A 14,833-nucleotide genomic window follows, 5' to 3' on the forward strand; every position below is an offset into this window, starting at 1 on the left:
TAAGGGAAGGATTACCGGTACGCGAGCAAAAGGCGCTGTGCTGGGAGAACAACCGCTCAACGCCTCTTTGTCCATCGGCGACAAAGGCTCAGCCCTGGTGGAGCGCGAGTCCGATGATCATGGCCAGTCGCTTCTCCGGCCGGTCGAGCTCCAGGCTGGTGACGGCGGCCATCTTCCGCAGCCGGTAGCGCACCGTGTTCGGGTGCACGCCGAGCCGGGTGGCCACGGCCGCGAGGTCGCCCTGCGCCTCCAGCCAGGCCCGCAGGGTCTCGACGTAGCGGGTGCCGTGTTCGGTGTCGTGGCGGGTCAGGTCGGCGACGGGACCGCGGGCCGGGGTGCGGCCGGAGGAGGCGGCGGCGCGCAGCCGCTGGAGCAGGATCTCGTCCCAGGACTCGTCGTACACGACGGGGCCCGCGGGCACGGCGGCGCGCAGGGCCAGGCTCTCGTCGGCCTCCTGCCTGCTCGCGGGCAGCTGCGCCGGCTCGGCCGGCCCGCCCACCCCGGCGGGCACGATGACGCCGCGCGGCAGCACGGACACGATGGCGCGCACCCAGTCGCGGGCCGGGGCGGCGTCGTTCCCGCACGGCAGCACCGTGTAGAGCGTGTTGCCGAACAGCGCGCTGCGGCCCGGCCGCGACCAGCCGAACCCGGTGGTCGCCCGCTCGAACGCGGTGAGCACGGCCGCGTGCCGCTCCGCGCCGACGTGCGCCTGCAGCGCGATCACCCGGAACTGGCCGCCGGGCAGCCCGAGCCTGCTGATCAGCGCCGGGGCGTCGGTGGTGCCCTCCACGAGCTGGATCACCAGGTCGGACTCCACCTGGCGTTCGAGGTCGGCGCTCACCCGGGAGCGCAGCAGGTGGAGCGCCACGGCCCTGGCCCCGTCGGCCAGCCGGTCGCGCTGCCGCCCGGCGAGGGGACGCTGGCACTCGACCCAGATGGACCCGAGCAGCTCGCGCCCGGCCCGCACCGCCACCACCATGCGGCCGCGCAGCCCGTGTTCGGGCGACGGCTCCACGAACAACGGCTCGTCGGAGGCGGCCAGGTGGGAGAAGACGCCCTTGCCTTCCAGCAGCCCGCGCATCTCCTCGGGCACCCGCCGGCCGAGGATCGTCTCCAGCCGCACCGGGTCGGCCGTCTGCTGCGAGCCGGAGTAGGCGAGCACCCGCGACATCTGGTCCTCGACGGTGACCGGGTAGCCCAGCTCTCCGGCCAGCGTGTCGGCGAACGCGAACAGGTCGGTCGGGCCCCGGCCCGCCTCGGTCTCACGCCCTTCGAGCACCAGCCCGTACACGATCCCGAGCAACTGGCTCCAGGACACGGCCGGGTCGACCAGCAGCACCGCGACCCCCGCGGCCCGGCCCTCGGCCGCCGCGTCGTCGCCGTCGCCGCCGTCGCTGCCGCTGTCGCTGTCGCGCACCAGCACCGCGGCGGCCCGCGCGGCGGCGCCCAGCCGCACCGCCTCCGGCGCGGACCCGACCCCGACGGCCAGGAAGACGTCGCCGGTCGCCGGCCGCGGATCGGCCGGGTCGTGGACCACCACGCTGCGCAGCGGCACGTCCCGGGAGGCGGGCGCGCACACCAGGCGCGTCCCGTATCCACCGAGGACGTTCACCAACCGATCGAGCTTCAGCATCTCCGCCGAAGCGTACCCGGCCTGGTCAGCCCGGTTGCTTCTGGCCGGCGGGCGGTTCCTTCGGCGGTTCTTCGGGCTGGGGGGCCTGGACCGGTGGTTCGAGCTTGTGGCGGGTGCCGAAGGTGTCCAGCAGCGCCAGGAGCATCGCCACCGTCGGGATCGCCAGCAGCGCCCCCGTCACGCCGAACAGCAGCGCTCCGGTGATCGCGGCCGAGAACGAGACCCCCGGGTGGATGTCCACCCCCCACGCGCTGATCCTGGGCTCCAGGGTGAGGTTCTCCACCTGCTGGTAGAGGATGCCCCAGGCGAGCGCCGCGAGCCCGATCCACGGCCGGTCCGAGACCAGCCCGACCACGACGGGCAGCGCGATCGCGATGTACGTGCCGATAGTGGGCACGAACTGGGCCACCACCCCGGTCCACACGCCCAGCGCCAGCCACGACGGCATGCCGAGCGCCAGGAACACGATGGTCGAGGCTGTGCTGTTGATCAGCGACAGGATCACCCGGGCGGCCACGTAGCCGCCGGTCTTGGCCAGCGAGATGTCCCACACGCTGGTGAAGACCTGCTGGAAGCGGCCGGGCAGCCGCCGCGCCAGCCACTGGCGGGCGCGCGGCCCGTCGGCCGACAGGTAGAAGGTCAGCAGCATGAGCGCGAAGATGTTGAACACCATCCCGGCCACGGTGCCCAGCACGCCGAGCACGCCCGCCAGGACCCCCTGCGCGTATCCGGCGGCCTCCTGGGGCGTCAGCTTGACCGATTCCAGGATGTCGGAGACGTTGTAGTTCGTCCCGAACTGCCGGTTGACCCACTCCGTCGCGGCGGCCAGCACGTCCGGCAGGCCCTTGACCAGCAGCGCCACCTGCTCCACGAAGAGCTGCCCGAACAGCACCAGGAAGATCGCCGCGAACAGGCCGAGCCCGGCCATCACCACCGCGGCCGCGGCGCCGCGCCGCATGTGCCGCGCGAGCCTGCCCACCGCCGGCTCCATCGCCAGCGACAGGAACCAGGCGATCACGACGAGGAAGAGGAACGAGCCCGCGTCGGTCAGCACGAACCGCAGGAACATCGCCAGGGCCAGGACGCCGACGACGACGAGCGCGGCCCTCCAGACGTTCCCCGGCGAGAACAGCACCCGGACGGTCGCCGCCGGCGCGGGCTCCGCCTTCTTTCCCGTCGTCATGGACCCTCCCGCGTGCGTCTCCGCCTACGATCTGCCAGGAACATGCCGTTTTACGCGGCTTTCACACCTGGCGGCACGCGTGATCGTCCGTCCTCGCAGGCAGCGTGGCAAGAACCGGTCGGGCGGTTCCCGAGGCGAACGCCGGGGCGGCGGTTCAGCGCGGTTCTCGGGCGGCCGGTGAAGGCGGCCCGCCGGCCGTCACTCGAAGTCGTCCGGGTTGAGCTCGGTGAGCCGGCGCAGCTCGTGCTCGTCGATGCTGTCCTCGATCCCGGGAGTGGCGCCCACCGGGCGGGGCGAGGTCTCCGCCGCCTCCCTGATGTCGCGCTCGACCTCATGACCTGGTTGCTCGCTCATGTTCTCCCCCTTGTCCCCCGTCCCCTGACCCCGGGCGGGTCACCTCAGACGGGCTGCGCCTCCGGACTCGGCACGGTGACCGCCCTCTCGCCGGCGGGCCGAGCGGCACGCCGTCCCAGCGCGTCGCCGGCCCACGCCGCGCCGCCGCCGATCGCGGCGCCCGCGAGCGCCACGCCGAGCTGGGTGGCGATCTTCGTCCCGGTACGGGCCGGCGGCGGCTCGGCGGTCCGCCGCCACGCGTAGAGCCAGCCCGCCTGGGCGGCGGCGTCGATCAGGTACGTGGGCGGGACCCGGCCGGTGAACACGTTGATCAGGTCCAGGCGCAGCTGGGTCAGGGCCGCCGAGGTGCCGAGGCGCTTGGCGTACGGCAGCCCTTCCGGGCGGGCGGCGGCCCGCAACTGGTTGAGCCCGACTCCGACGAGCAGACTCCCGACGGTACGGACCAGGAACCGGTCGGTCTTGGCCCCGTACACCTTCTCGTAGCTGGACATGGACAGTGAGGGCCAGAGCCCGCACGCCATGTTGAACAGTCCTTGCGCACGCGCCAGCCGGACGGCGTCGGCCCGGCGGCTGCTCCTTTCGGCCATGTTCCCGCGGCTGCCCTCGCGGGATGTCGGCAAACCGGGCGGCGTTCTAAGCTTGCGCCATGCGCGTAGTGGTGATCGGTGCCAGCGGCCACATCGGCACCTACCTGGTTCCCCGGCTCGTCGAGGCGGGTCACGACGTGGTCGCCGTGAGCCGCGGCACGCGGCGGCCCTACACCCCCCACGGCGCCTGGCAGCGGGTCACCACGGTGACCGCCGACCGGGCGGCCGAGGAGGCGGCAGGCACGTTCGGCGACCGCGTCGCCGGGCTGGAGCCCGACGCGGTCATCGACCTCATCTGCTTCGAGGAGTCCAGCGCCCGCCACCTGGCCGACGCGCTGGCGGGCCGGATCCGCCACTTCCTCCACTGCGGCACGGTCTGGGTCCACGGCCCCAGCGTCCACGTGCCCACCACCGAGGACGCCCCGCGCCGGCCGTTCGGCGACTACGGCGTCAAGAAGGCCGCGATCGAGGCCTACCTGCTCGACCGGGCGCAGCGCGACGGCTTCCCCGCCACGGTGATCCACCCCGGCCACATCGTCGGCCCCGGCTGGGTGCCGGTCACCCCGGCGGGCAACGTCAACCCGGTCACCTTCCAGATCCTCGCCGACGGCGGCGAGCTGGCGCTGCCCAACCTGGGCCTGGAGACCCTCCAGCACGTCCACGCCGACGACGTGGCCCGGCTGTTCATGGCCGCGCTCGCGGGCCGCTCGGTCACGCTCGGCGAGGCGTTCCACTGCGTCGCCGACTCCGCGGTCACGCTGCGCGGCTACGCCGAGACGGCGGCCGGCTGGTTCGGGCGGGAGGCGCGGCTGTCGTTCCTGCCGTGGGAGCGGTGGAAGGAGACCGTTTCGGCCGAGGACGCCGACGCCACCTGGGACCACATCGCGCACAGCCCCCACTGCGGCATGGAGAAGGCGGCGCGGCTGCTCGGGTTCCGGCCTCGATACTCGCCCTTCGAGGCCATCCGGGAGTCGGTCGACCGGCTGGTCGGGGAGGGTGTCGTCAAGACGCGGTGACCTGCGGCACCGCCTCATACTGCGACCAGTCGGCGCTGATCGCGCCGGCGGTCTTGAGCAGCAGCGGGAGATGCTCCTCGGTGAGCTTCTCCACCGAGGTCTCGGCGGCGTGCGCGTTGACGTTGACGGCGGCGATCACGTTGCCCATGCCGTCGCGCAGCGGGGCGGCCACCGACCTGATGCCGAGCGCCAGCTCCTCGTCGGTGAGCGCCCAGCCCTTGGCCCGCACCGCGCGCAGCGCGCTCTCGCGCTCCTCGCGGCCGGGCAGCCAGCGCGGCGTGATGCCCGACCGGCTCGGCTCGGCCAGCACCCGCTCCACCTCGGCGGGCGGCAGCGCGGCCAGCAGCACCTTGCCCAGCGAGGTCTGCAGCGCCGGGAACCGGGTGCCGATCTGCACCGACAGGGTGACGATCTTGGGGACCGCCACCCTCGCCACGTAGACGATGTCGGACCCGTCGAGCTGGGCGATCGACGACGACTCGTGCGTCCGCGCGACCAGCCACTCCAGGTGGGGCCTGGCGACCTCCCAGAGCCCCATCGAGCGCACGTACGACACGCCCAGCTCCAGCACCCGCGGCGTGAGCGCGAACCCGCCCTGCTCGGCCCGCGCGTAGCCGAGCTCGCTCAGCGTCAGCAGGATGCGGCGGGCCGTCGGCCGGGCCAGCCCGGTCGCGGTCGCCACCTCGGTCAGCGTCATGACGGGCCGGCCGGGCTGGAACGCCTTGATCACGTCGAGGCCGCGGGCCAGCGCCTCGATGAAATCGGGTCCGGTGTCAGCGCGTGCCATCGACGCCTCGCTCAGCAGGTCTCACGGGTAGGACTTTAACGGTCGCGCGTGGCGGAGCTTCGATAGTCGGTGTACGTGTACGGGTTGTCGAGGATCTTCGTTTCCGGGATGTCGGGGTTCATGCCCTTCAGCCAGGTTTCCTCCCCCATGGTGGAGCGCAGGTACTCGACCGTCGACTCCACCTGGCGGCGGGCCGCGGCCAGGTCGACGCCGACCAGCTCGTGCTCGTGCTTGACCACCCGGCCGTTGACGACCACCGTGTGCACGTCGCCGCGCTGCGCCTGGAAGGCGACGTGCCCGTACGGGTTGAGCAGCGGGAACGACACCGGCGACCGGTCGTTCTTGATGAGCACCAGGTCGGCCTTCTTGCCGGGCTCCAGGCTGCCGAGGTCGTCGCGGCCGAGCGCCCGCGCGCCGCCCCTGGTCGCCCACTCGACGACCTGGTCGGCGCGGAGCGCGCAGTGCGTGACGGTGTCGCCCTTGGCGTGCGCCTCCAGGTGGGCGCGGGAGCGGTCGGCGCCGAGCGTGGTGCGCATGGCGGAGAACAGGTCGCCGCTCCACCAGACGCTGGTGTCCATGGACAGCGAGACCGGGATGCCGTGCAGGCGGATCGCCCAGGTGGGCGGGTAGCCCTGGCCGGCGCTCTGCTCGCTCTCGGTGGACACCGAGATCGAACCGCCGGTGGCGGCGATGCGGTGGTAGGAGTCGGGCTCCAGCGTGGCGGCGTGCACGTAGACGGTGCCCGGGGTCATGAACCCGTGCTCGTACATCTGCCTGATGCCCTCGTCACTGGTGGCGCCCCAGACGCCCGCGTGGGTGGTGACGGAGACGCCCAGGTCGCGGGCCACCTCGAAGGCGGGCTTCTCCGGGAAGGCGGGGTCGCCCACCACGTCGAAGGCGAGCTGGAAGCCGAGCATGTCGTCGCCGGTGATGCGGCGGCTCACGAAGTCGCGGAACTCCGGCGCGGCGGTCCACTCGGCGGGCGGCGCCTGGATGTTGCCGTACGCGAGCACGAACCGGCCGGGCACCGACTGGAGCGCGTCCACGGCGGCGTCCGCGTGGTCGACGGTCTGCAGGCCGTGCGACCAGTCGACGACCGTGGTGACGCCGGCGTCGATCGCCTCGATGGCGGCGAGCGTGTTGCCCGCGTGCACGTCCTCGGGGCGGAACAGCCTGCCGTGTTCCAGGTAGTACCAGACGAAGTACTGGGTCAGCGTCCAGTCGGCGCCGTAGCCGCGCATGGCGGTCTGCCACATGTGCCGGTGGGTGTCGATCATGCCGGGCATGACGATGCCGTCGGTGGCGTCGATCTCGATCGTGCCGTCGGGCACCGCGAGCTCCGGCCCCACGGCGGCGATCCGGTCTCCCTCGACGAGCACGTCGGCGCCGGAGAGCACCTCGTGGCCGTCGGTCATCGGCAGCACCGTGCCGCCCCGCAGCACCACGGGGCGTCCGGCCTCGAATTCTGTCATGGTGGACTCCCTCACCCCGAATTCTGCGTACGACTGTCCGTCATACGGTCACCGCTGGTTAAGGGACACTCTGATGACGCTCGGGCGGCCTGTCAATGGTTGACGCTTCTCCTGTTGGATGGTGAGAATGTGCGTCACGGACATCTGTCCGTGTAACGGATATGGAGGGCGGAGCCGGATGACAGCAGGACCACTGTCCGGTGTGCTGGTGGCCGACTTCTCCCGCGTGCTGGCGGGCCCGTACGCCACGATGCTCCTGGCCGACCTCGGGGCCGAGGTGATCAAGGTCGAGGGGCCCAAGGGGGACGACACCCGGTCGTGGACACCGCCGGCCCGTGGCGAGGCGGCCACCTACTACCTGGGCGTCAACCGGGGGAAGCGGTCGATCGCGCTGGACCTGCGCGACGAGGAGGACGCCGGGCTGGCCAGGGAGCTGGCGCGGCGGGCCGACGTGCTGATCGAGAACTTCAAGCCGGGCGGGCTGGACAAGTACGGCCTCGGCTTCGACGCGGTGCTGGAGGCGAACCCGGGCATCGTGTACGCGTCCATCAGCGGGTTCGGCTCCGGCCCCGGGGCCAAGGTGCCCGGTTACGACCTGATGGTGCAGGCCATGTCCGGTCTGATGAGCCTCACCGGCGACCCGGAGGGCCCGCCGTACCGGGCCGGCATCTCGGTGTTCGACGTGATGGCGGGCAACCACGCGGTCATCGGCATCCTGGCCGCGCTGCGCCACCGGGACGCCACCGGCCGGGGGCAGCACGTCGAGATCAACCTGCTGTCGTCGGCGCTGACGGCGATGGTCAACCAGAGCTCCGCGTACGTGGCGGGTGGCGTGGTGCCGTTCCGGATGGGCAACGCGCATCCGAGCGTGTTCCCGTACGAGCCGCTGCCGGCCGCCGACACCGACCTGATCGTGGCGACCGGGAACGACGGCCAGTTCCGCAAGCTGTGCGAGGTGCTCGGCATCCCCGAGGTGGCCGACGACCCGCGCTTCGCCCGCAACGCGGGGCGGACCGCCAACCGGGAGGAGCTGCGGCCGATCCTCGTGGAACGGCTGCGCGCCAAGACCGCCGTGGAGTGGTTCGACCTGCTGGTCGAGGCGGGGGTGCCGAGCGGGCCGATCAACACCGTCGACGGCGGGTTCGCGATGGCCGAGCGGTTCGGGCTGGACCCGGTGGTGGCGGTCGGCGAGGGCGAGCGGGCGGTGCCGACGACGCGGCACCCGATCCGGTTCTCCGAGAGCGCGCTCACGTACGAGCTGCCGCCGCCCGAGCTGGACGAGCACGGCGCGGAGCTGCGCGCCTGGCTGTCCGAGCCGGGCGGGGAAGGCGGCGGTCGTGGCTGACCGGGAGTATCCGACGGCGCTCGGCGCGTCCTCGGTCGAGAAGATCACCCTGCTGGGCCACGACCTCGCCGAGGACGTGATGGGCGAGGTGGGCTTCGGCGAGCTGGCGTTCTGGCTGGCCGCCCAGCGCAGGCCGTCACCCGGCGAGACGCGCGTGTTCGAGGCCGTGCTCGCCGCGCTGGCCGACCACGGGTTCACGCCCACCGCGATCGTCACCCGGCTCACCTACCTGTCGGCGCCCGACTCGATCCAGGGCGCGCTGGCGGCGGGGCTGCTCGGCGGCGGGTCCCGGTTCCTCGGCGTGACCGAGGACTGCGGCCGGTTCCTGCACGCCGTGCTGGAGTCCGCCGGCGAGCCGCCGGAGGACGACGCCGGGTGGGACGCGCTCGCCCTGGAGACCGTGCGCGCCCGGCGCGCCGAGGGCAGGTTCGTCCCCGGGCTCGGCCACCACGTGCACAAGAACGGCGACCCGCGCACCCCACGGCTGCTGCGGATCGCCGCCGAGGAGGGGCTCTACGGGCCCCACCTGTCGCTGTTCGCCGCCATCGGCCGCGTCCACCCCGAGGTGCTCGGCAAGACGCTCCCGCTGAACGGGGCCGGCGTCTGCGGGGCGGCGCTGGCCGACCTCGGGCTGCCGCTGGAGCTGCTGCGCGGCTTCGCCCTGCTCGCCAGGACCGCCGGGCTGATCGGCCAGCTCGCCGAGGAGCTGCGCCACCCGGTGGCCAACGACATCTTCCTGTCGGTCGATCTCAACAACCGGTCCGTCGCCCCCGACCCGTACCCCCCTGGAGGCACGCATGGCTGAACTCGTCGCCGTGATCGCATCCACCCACCATCCGTTCTACTACCGCGCCAGCACGGCCACCGGTGAGGACCGGCCGCCGTTCGCCGACGAGTGGGTGCGCAAGGTGGAGGCGTTCCGCGAGACCCTCACCAGGGCCAGGCCCGACGTGCTGGTGATGGTCGGGTCCGACCACTTCCATCAGCTCTGGCTCGACAACATGCCGCAGTTCCTGGTCGGCAAGGCGCCCTACTACGACGCGAACTGGTACAACGAGGAGCGCGAGTTCGGCCTGCCCCGGATGCTCTTCACCGGCCAGGAGGACCTCTCCTCCCACGTGCTGCGCGAGGGCCTCGACGCGGGCTTCGACCTGGCCTTCTCCAACGAGCTGCGGATCGACCACTCGATCACGTGCCCGATCATCACCCTGCGCCCGCAGAACGACCTGCCGATCGTGCCCGTCTACACCAACATCTTCGCGCCGCCGCTGCCTCGGCCGAAACGGTTCGTGGAGCTGGGCCGCACGATCCGGCAGCTGGTCGAGTCGTGGCCGTCGGACCAGCGGGTCGCCGTCATCGGCACCGGCCACCTGTCGCTGGAGCTGGGCGGGCCGCGCCAGTTCGGGCCGCACGGGCCGGACCCGGAGTTCGACGCCAAGGCCGTCGAGTGGATCGCGGGCGGCGACATCGAGGGCTGCCTGGCGGAGGTCACGCTCGACAGCCTGCACGCGCCGGGCAACGCCACCCACGGGTTCATGGACTTCATGCTGATGATGGGCGTCGCGGGCGAGGGCCAGAAGGCCGACTACGTCGACACCTACGATCTGTTCCACACCATGGAGGCGTACTTCACCTGGTACCCGCGCGGAGGCCGGTCGTGAGCAAGTATCTGCTGAACAAGTTCCTGTTCACCGTCGACCGCGACCCCGAGCTCGTCGAGCGCTACCGCGAGGACCCGCGCGGCACGGTCGAGTGGTGGGAGTCGACGCGGGCCAACCTCGTGCTCAACTGCCACGGCGGCGAGGCGTCGACCTGGCTGCGCTTCGACGACGCCGAGCGGGAGGCGCTGGCCGCGCACGACTACGTGCGGCTGTTCGAGATGGGCGCGCACCCGTTCCTCACGCTCACGCTCTTCATCGCCATGTTCGAGCGCGACTACGAGCCTCTCGGGTTCCAGAAGGAGTACGCCCGTAAGCTGGCCCACATGAGCCTGCCCTACCCGGACATCGCGACCTGACCATGCGCGCCGCCCAGATCCACACCTGCGGAGAGCCGCCGGCGGTGGCCGAGCGCCCCGCGCCCTCGCCCGGGCCCGGCGAGGTGCTCGTCGAGGTGTCCGCCGCCCCGGTGACACCGCTCGACCTGCTCTGCGCGACCGGCACGTCCTACTTCGGCACGCCGCCGACCCCGTACGTGCCGGGCGTCCAGGGGGTGGGCACCGTCGGCGGCCGGACCGTCTGGTTCCCCACCACGGCGGGGATGGCGCCGGGCGACGGCAGCATGGCCGAGCTGGCCGCGGTGCCCGAGAGCGACCTGGTGGAGCTGCCGCCCGGCGCCGACCCGGTGGCCGTGGCGGCGCTGGGCCTGTCGGCCGTGGCCGCCTACATGGCGCTCGGCTGGCGCGGCGAGCTCAGGCCGGGCGAGCAGGTGATCGTGCTGGGCGCGGGCGGGACCGTCGGGCAGGCGGCCGTGCAGCTCGCCCGGCTGGCCGGCGCCCGGCGGGTGGTCGCCGCCGCGCGTTCCGCCGCCGCGCGGGAGCGCGCCGAGCGGGCCGGGGCCGACGCGGTGGTCCCGCTCGACGGCGACGACGCCGGCGAGCTGGCCGCCCGGCTGTCCGCGGCCCTCGACGGCCCCGCCGACCTGGTTCTCGACCCGCTCTTCGGAGTGCCGGCCGCGGCGGCGACCCGGGTGTTGCGCCCCGGCGGGCGCCTGGTCAACCTCGGCGGCTCCGCCTCCGAGACCAGCCCGATCGACTCCTCGACGCTGCGCGGCAAGTCGCTGCGGCTGCTGGGATACACCAACAACGAGCTGACTCCGGCCCAGCGCGCCGCCGCCATCACCGAGATCGCCGGACACGCGGCGCGCGGCGCGTTGTCGGTCGTTCATGAGATCATGCCGCTCGACGATGCGGAAAAAGCGTGGCAACGTCAGGCGGCGGGCGCTCCTTCGGGGCGGATCGTCCTTTCCGTCCGTTGAGAAGCCGCTACCGTTGTCCGTAGCGCTCCGCGAACAGGAGATCACTCATGAGCGATGCCACTCAGCCGCCGAGCCCCGGCGTGTCGGCCAGCACGCCCAGTGTCGCTCGGATCAACAACTACTTCGCCGGCGGCAAGGACAACTTCGCCATCGACCGCGAGCTGGCGGAGAAGGTGCTCGCGCTGGCCCCCGAGGCCAAGGCCATGGGCGAGCACGTCCAGGAGTTCCGCCAGCGGGTGGTCGCCCATCTGGTCGAGGCGGGCGTGCGGCAGTTCCTGCAGATCGGCGCCTGGCTGCCGGTCGAGCGCAACGTCCACCAGATCGCCCAGGAGCTGGCGCCCGAGTCCAGGGCCGTCTACGTCGCCGACGACCCGGTCGCGCTCAACCACGCCCGCGCCCTGCTGGCCACCAACGAGCGCACCGGGGTGGCGGAGGGCGTCATCCTGGAGCCTGACGCGATCCTCGACCATCCGGTGACGCGGCGGCTCATCGACCTCTCCCAGCCGGTGATGGTGCTGCTCTTCGGCATGCTGCAGTACATCCCCGACGACTTCGGCGCTTACGAGAGCGTGGCCGCCCTGTGCGACCGGCTCCCGCCCGGCAGCTACGTCGCGATCACCCACGCGGTGTTCGACACGCGGCCCGACATCGCCGAGGCGGTCGCCGACATCTACCGCGACGCGCTCAAGCGCCCCTCGGGCGGGCCTCGCACCATGGCGGAGGCGAAGCGCTTCTTCGACGGCCTGGAGTTGATCGAGCCCGGCTTCGTCTACGTGAGGCAGTGGCGGCCGCACACCCCGGTGTCCGACGCCGAGGCCGTCAAGACCTGGATCGCCGCCGGAGTCGGCCGCAAGCCGGGCTGACGGGCTCAGAGCTCGGCGTGGCGTCCCTCCCGGGAGCCCTGGTAGGCGCCGCGCCGCAGACGGGCGAGCGAGCCCTCGATCCGCAGCGACGGGTGCCCGTGCCGCACCGGGTCGAAGGACAGGTCCGCGCGCTCCGACAGCGTCGCCCGTACCCTGAGGGTCGCCAGCGGCCGGGCGGGCGTGTCCCGGCGCGCGGCCAGCAGGTGGAACAGCAGCGGGCCGCGCCTGAGCGCCGCGGGCAGCAGGGCGGGATCGGCCGGCACGTCCTCTCCTTCGGGCACGGCGACCAGCCAGACCGGCCCGGCGTCGCTGCCGTACGGCACCACGCTGGAGTACGGGCCCGCGGTGAACCCGGCCCTGGGCCGCAGCAGCCACGGCGCCGCCCCGCAGGTGGACAACAACAGGTCGACCGGGCCGGGCAGGCGCACCGCCAGGCCGAGCACGTCGGGCAGGCGGCCGGGCAGCGAGCCGCCCTTCGACAGGCGGGCGATCACCTCGTACTGTCCGCGCTCGTCCAGGACCGGCACGCCGAGCTCGCCCGCGCCGGTCACCTCCAGCGTGCCGGCCAGCAGGCGGCCCCTCGGGTGCAGGACCCGGCCGCGACGCAGCCGGGCCCCGAGCGTGGCTAGTCTCCTCATCGGCGCCTGAGACTCGGCACCGGGTGGGGACCTTCGGTCTCCAGCCGGTACTCCTCGCCGGACTTGTGCACGTTCTCCTGCATCGCCACCTGCGACGGCGCGGGCTCGCCGCCCATGATCTGCTCCTGCATCCTCTCGAACCGCTCGTGGGCCTCCTGGACGTAGCCGGTGCCCAGCGTGGTGTAGTCGATCTGGGTGGCGAGCAGCTCGCGGATGTAGTCCTTGTTCGGCTCGAACGTGACCGGGGCCGGCAGCTCCGGCGCCAGCACCTGCTCCGGGTCGCGGCCGTCGTGCGTCTTGAACAGCTCGGCGGCCAGGCGCAGGTGCTCCAGCTCCATGTTGAGGTGGAGCTCCCAGATGCTCTTCACCTTCGGGTCGGACTCGGTCTCCATGAACGAGTGGTAGAGGTAGCACTCGTTGTACTCGTGGTTGAGCAGCATCTCCCACCAGCTCTCGCCCGGGTCGACCAGCGACTCGTAGTGGGTGACGTGCTCCTCCTCGATCAGCCCGATCTCCTGGTAGAGCTGGCGGGCGATCGGCTCCATGTAGGTCGGGCCGACGTTCATGTAGAAGTTCATCGTCTGCTGCTCGGCGGCCATGATGGTGAGCGCGTGCAGCTTGGAGATGGGCGCCGCGGTCGACCTGTCGTACGGGTCGCGGACGTTGTCCATCGGGTCGCGGTGGTGCAGGGGGGTCGGCCTGCCCGGCATGATCTCGGTCAGGTTGTCGACGATCTTCTCGGCCTTGCGGTGCTCGATCATCTCGTACAGGTTGGAGTACCTGTAGAGGTGGTCGAAGTCCTCCAGGACACCGAACTGGTAGGCCTGCTTGAGGTACGGGTCGGGCTCCATCCGGGCGACCCAGGCGGTCAGGTCGACGGCGACCTGCTCGTAGGCGATGGTGGTCTCCAGCACCGAGGCGACGCCCGGCAGCAGCCAGTTGACCACCTTCTGCTGCTGCGCCTCGATGTAACGGACCCGGGCGAGCTGCTGCTTGAGCTCGGTGTCCGGGCAGTGACGTGCCAGGTGGTGGCTGAAGAAGATCGCCTCGGTCTCGATGCCGTTCATCGCGATGACGCGGCAGCGCGTGTACGGGTCCGCGTGATCGGGGTCGATGGGCATGACGTTCAGTTCACGCCAGTTACGTATCTGCTTGTCCAGCGGGATGCCCCGCTCCCGCAAGGGATTGAAGGTCATGTGTTTCGCGCTCCTTCGGCTGCTCGACTCGCGTGCGCCGGGGGGTGGGCGACGTCCGAATCGGGCCTACCCGAGGCTTTCGGGAGCAATCTCCTCAGCTCACCGCCGGTCCCTCCAGAAACGGCAAGCGCATGCGTGACCAGCCGGACCACGGGTAGGCACCCGCCGTAATCCGAGAGGAGATGGACCGTGACGAAGACAGTTCCCGAGAAGATGGAAGAGACGGACGTCATCGAACTTCTGATCGCCCAGCACGGCATGATCAGGAATCTGTTCGACGAAGTCGAGCAGGCGCCGCCAGAGCGGCGCGGCGAGTCCTTCACCCGCCTCGTGCGGCTGCTGGCCGTGCACGAGACGGCCGAGGAGGAGATCCTCCACCCCTACGCCCGCACCAAGCTCGACGGCGGCGCGGGCGTCGTCCAGGACCGCCTCGAAGAGGAGCACGAGGCCAAGAAGCTCCTCCAGGAGATGGACCAGGCCGGCCCGGACGCGCCGAACTTCATGCGCAACCTCCTGGCGCTGCGGGCCGCCGTCGAGGCGCACGCCCGCGCCGAGGAGCGGTACGAGTTCGCGAAGGTCGTCCAGCACACCTCCCAGGCCGAGCGGCGCGCGCTGGGCGCCGGCGTCAAGGCCGCCGAGGCCATGGCCCCGACCCACCCGCATCCAGGCACCGAGTCGGCGACCAAGAACCTGCTCGTGGGCACCCCGATGGCGATGATGGACCGTGCCAGGGACGTCATCAGGAAGGCCAGGGACAAGAAACACTGACCGGGGCCGCCTCGG

16 protein-coding genes are annotated in these 14,833 nt (G+C 72.0%); 8 read left to right on the forward strand and 8 right to left on the reverse strand.

Features of this window, described 5'->3' with window-relative positions:
- Positions 1–88 precede the first annotated feature (88 nt).
- The 4 genes from FR742_RS34300 to FR742_RS34310 form a co-directional block, all read right to left on the reverse strand.
- Complete coding sequence (locus FR742_RS34300; RefSeq protein WP_148035454.1) at positions 89–1,633, reverse strand: CdaR family transcriptional regulator; 1,545 nt, start codon at positions 1,631–1,633, stop codon at positions 89–91.
- 25 nt (positions 1,634–1,658) lie between these two features.
- Complete coding sequence (locus FR742_RS34305; protein ID WP_148035455.1) at positions 1,659–2,816, reverse strand: AI-2E family transporter; 1,158 nt, start codon at positions 2,814–2,816, stop codon at positions 1,659–1,661.
- 198 nt (positions 2,817–3,014) lie between these two features.
- Positions 3,015–3,170 carry a hypothetical protein gene (locus FR742_RS44850; RefSeq protein ID WP_187281501.1) on the reverse strand — a complete coding sequence of 52 codons (156 nt, stop codon included), beginning with the start codon at positions 3,168–3,170 and terminating at the stop codon, positions 3,015–3,017.
- A 44-nt stretch (positions 3,171–3,214) separates the two neighbouring features.
- Entirely contained in the window at positions 3,215–3,757 is a 543-nt protein-coding gene (locus FR742_RS34310) for a hypothetical protein (protein ID WP_187281502.1), read from the reverse strand.
- Between the two features lie 59 nt (positions 3,758–3,816).
- Here FR742_RS34310 and FR742_RS34315 point away from each other — a divergent pair, with 59 nt between their 5' ends.
- A complete protein-coding gene (locus FR742_RS34315) occupies positions 3,817–4,773 on the forward strand; it encodes an NAD(P)-dependent oxidoreductase (protein ID WP_148035456.1) in 957 nt (318 codons plus the stop codon).
- Here the strand turns inward: FR742_RS34315 and FR742_RS34320 are convergent.
- Positions 4,760–5,560 (reverse strand): IclR family transcriptional regulator C-terminal domain-containing protein, encoded by an 801-nt coding sequence (locus tag FR742_RS34320; RefSeq protein WP_148035457.1) that lies wholly within the window; start codon positions 5,558–5,560, stop codon positions 4,760–4,762. The genes FR742_RS34315 and FR742_RS34320 overlap by 14 nt on opposite strands.
- A gap of 35 nt (positions 5,561–5,595) precedes the next feature.
- On the reverse strand, positions 5,596–7,032 hold the full coding sequence (locus tag FR742_RS34325) for an amidohydrolase family protein (protein ID WP_148035458.1): 1,437 nt from the start codon (positions 7,030–7,032) through the stop codon (positions 5,596–5,598).
- A gap of 178 nt (positions 7,033–7,210) precedes the next feature.
- Here FR742_RS34325 and FR742_RS34330 point away from each other — a divergent pair, with 178 nt between their 5' ends.
- The 6 genes from FR742_RS34330 to FR742_RS34355 are packed head-to-tail and all read left to right on the forward strand — an operon-like array spanning position 7,211 to position 12,216.
- Positions 7,211–8,377 (forward strand): CaiB/BaiF CoA-transferase family protein, encoded by a 1,167-nt coding sequence (locus FR742_RS34330; protein WP_148035459.1) that lies wholly within the window; start codon positions 7,211–7,213, stop codon positions 8,375–8,377.
- Complete coding sequence (locus FR742_RS34335) at positions 8,370–9,182, forward strand: citryl-CoA lyase (RefSeq protein WP_148035460.1); 813 nt, start codon at positions 8,370–8,372, stop codon at positions 9,180–9,182. The genes FR742_RS34330 and FR742_RS34335 overlap by 8 nt, the downstream gene beginning before the upstream one ends.
- Positions 9,175–10,038 (forward strand): extradiol ring-cleavage dioxygenase, encoded by an 864-nt coding sequence (locus FR742_RS34340; protein WP_148035461.1) that lies wholly within the window; start codon positions 9,175–9,177, stop codon positions 10,036–10,038. The genes FR742_RS34335 and FR742_RS34340 overlap by 8 nt, the downstream gene beginning before the upstream one ends.
- Entirely contained in the window at positions 10,035–10,394 is a 360-nt protein-coding gene (locus FR742_RS34345; protein WP_148035462.1) for a hypothetical protein, read from the forward strand. Before FR742_RS34340 ends, FR742_RS34345 begins: the two co-directional genes overlap by 4 nt.
- Before the next feature lie 2 nt (positions 10,395–10,396).
- Positions 10,397–11,353 carry a zinc-binding alcohol dehydrogenase family protein gene (locus FR742_RS34350; protein ID WP_148035463.1) on the forward strand — a complete coding sequence of 319 codons (957 nt, stop codon included), beginning with the start codon at positions 10,397–10,399 and terminating at the stop codon, positions 11,351–11,353.
- Between the two features lie 47 nt (positions 11,354–11,400).
- On the forward strand, positions 11,401–12,216 hold the full coding sequence (locus FR742_RS34355) for an SAM-dependent methyltransferase (protein WP_148035464.1): 816 nt from the start codon (positions 11,401–11,403) through the stop codon (positions 12,214–12,216).
- A gap of 5 nt (positions 12,217–12,221) precedes the next feature.
- On the opposite strand, the gene FR742_RS34360 is transcribed toward FR742_RS34355, so the two are convergent.
- Positions 12,222–12,854, reverse strand: coding sequence for a phosphodiesterase (locus FR742_RS34360; RefSeq protein WP_148035465.1), 633 nt, complete (start codon positions 12,852–12,854; stop codon positions 12,222–12,224).
- On the reverse strand, positions 12,851–14,050 hold the full coding sequence (locus FR742_RS34365; protein ID WP_148035466.1) for a hypothetical protein: 1,200 nt from the start codon (positions 14,048–14,050) through the stop codon (positions 12,851–12,853). The genes FR742_RS34360 and FR742_RS34365 overlap by 4 nt, the downstream gene beginning before the upstream one ends.
- A 189-nt stretch (positions 14,051–14,239) precedes the next feature.
- Here FR742_RS34365 and FR742_RS34370 point away from each other — a divergent pair, with 189 nt between their 5' ends.
- Positions 14,240–14,818: a hemerythrin domain-containing protein gene (locus FR742_RS34370; RefSeq protein WP_261808946.1), complete on the forward strand. Its 579-nt coding sequence runs from the start codon at positions 14,240–14,242 to the stop codon at positions 14,816–14,818.
- Positions 14,819–14,833: the final 15 nt, after the last annotated feature.

It is taken from the genome of Nonomuraea sp. C10 (assembly GCF_008017515.1).
In the GTDB taxonomy this organism is placed as follows: Bacteria; Actinomycetota; Actinomycetes; order Streptosporangiales; family Streptosporangiaceae; genus Nonomuraea; species Nonomuraea ferruginea.

What these genes read in the sequence shown, in the direction of transcription:
- FR742_RS34315 (WP_148035456.1), top strand. Translation starts at nt 3,817, where the DNA reads ATGCGCGTAGTGGTGATCGGTGCCAGCGGCCACATCGGCACCTACCTG.
- FR742_RS44850 (WP_187281501.1), bottom strand. Translation starts at nt 3,170, where the DNA reads ATGAGCGAGCAACCAGGTCATGAGGTCGAGCGCGACATCAGGGAGGCG.
- FR742_RS34330 (WP_148035459.1), top strand. Translation starts at nt 7,211, where the DNA reads ATGACAGCAGGACCACTGTCCGGTGTGCTGGTGGCCGACTTCTCCCGC.
- FR742_RS34325 (WP_148035458.1), bottom strand. Translation starts at nt 7,032, where the DNA reads ATGACAGAATTCGAGGCCGGACGCCCCGTGGTGCTGCGGGGCGGCACG.
- FR742_RS34310 (WP_187281502.1), bottom strand. Translation starts at nt 3,757, where the DNA reads ATGGCCGAAAGGAGCAGCCGCCGGGCCGACGCCGTCCGGCTGGCGCGT.
- FR742_RS34305 (WP_148035455.1), bottom strand. Translation starts at nt 2,816, where the DNA reads ATGACGACGGGAAAGAAGGCGGAGCCCGCGCCGGCGGCGACCGTCCGG.
- FR742_RS34355 (WP_148035464.1), top strand. Translation starts at nt 11,401, where the DNA reads ATGAGCGATGCCACTCAGCCGCCGAGCCCCGGCGTGTCGGCCAGCACG.
- FR742_RS34320 (WP_148035457.1), bottom strand. Translation starts at nt 5,560, where the DNA reads ATGGCACGCGCTGACACCGGACCCGATTTCATCGAGGCGCTGGCCCGC.
- FR742_RS34360 (WP_148035465.1), bottom strand. Translation starts at nt 12,854, where the DNA reads ATGAGGAGACTAGCCACGCTCGGGGCCCGGCTGCGTCGCGGCCGGGTC.
- FR742_RS34365 (WP_148035466.1), bottom strand. Translation starts at nt 14,050, where the DNA reads ATGACCTTCAATCCCTTGCGGGAGCGGGGCATCCCGCTGGACAAGCAG.
- FR742_RS34300 (WP_148035454.1), bottom strand. Translation starts at nt 1,633, where the DNA reads ATGCTGAAGCTCGATCGGTTGGTGAACGTCCTCGGTGGATACGGGACG.
- FR742_RS34340 (WP_148035461.1), top strand. Translation starts at nt 9,175, where the DNA reads ATGGCTGAACTCGTCGCCGTGATCGCATCCACCCACCATCCGTTCTAC.
- FR742_RS34350 (WP_148035463.1), top strand. Translation starts at nt 10,397, where the DNA reads ATGCGCGCCGCCCAGATCCACACCTGCGGAGAGCCGCCGGCGGTGGCC.